The sequence below is a fragment of the Pantoea sp. GD03673 genome, from assembly GCF_029844725.1.
Classification (GTDB): Bacteria; Pseudomonadota; Gammaproteobacteria; order Enterobacterales; family Enterobacteriaceae; genus Pantoea.
Genome location: NZ_JAOCKJ010000042.1, coordinates 1 through 599 on the forward strand (window position 1 = coordinate 1; position 599 = coordinate 599).

Annotated in this window: 1 protein-coding gene; it reads right to left on the bottom strand. The window is 53.1% G+C overall.

Annotation, left to right across the window (positions count from 1 at the left end; all coding sequences use genetic code 11):
• The coding region (locus N5J69_RS22190) for a methyl-accepting chemotaxis protein (RefSeq protein WP_279772598.1) at nt 1-599 on the bottom strand (599 nt) is incomplete at both ends.

Genomic DNA, 599 nt, shown 5'->3' on the forward strand with positions numbered 1-599 from the left:
GCGTCCCTCAGATTAGCGGCTCGACTTGCAAGTTCATCAGCAGACGATGCTGACTCTTCAACGAGCACGGCATTCTGCTGTGTGACCTGATCCATCTGAGTAACGGCAATATTTATCTGCGATACGCCTGCACTCTGCTCTTCTGAAGAAGATGAAATCTCTCTCACCAGCTGTGCTGTCTGTTCAATCGCATCCATACTCTCCTTCACTTTTTCACCTGCATCCCGGGCCATCGAAATGCCCTGCTCAGCATTCTCCACAGACTGTTCGATCAGTCCTTTAATTTCTTTCGCCGCGCCAGCCGAGCGCTGTGCCAGCGATCTGACTTCCGCCGCAACAACCGCAAAGCCCTTACCGTGCTCACCGGCCCGGGCAGCTTCAACAGCCGCGTTTAACGCGAGAATATTCGTCTGAAACGCAATCCCATCAATGACAGAAATGATTTCCTTAATCTGCCCTGCACTGCTGCTGATTTTCTCCATGGAACCCAGCACTGATTCCATTGCCTGACCGCCACGCAATGCCGCGCTGGTAGCCGAGCTGGCCATTTCTGCAGCATGGCGGGTGTTTTCAGCATTGTTGCCGATGATCGAAGAGAG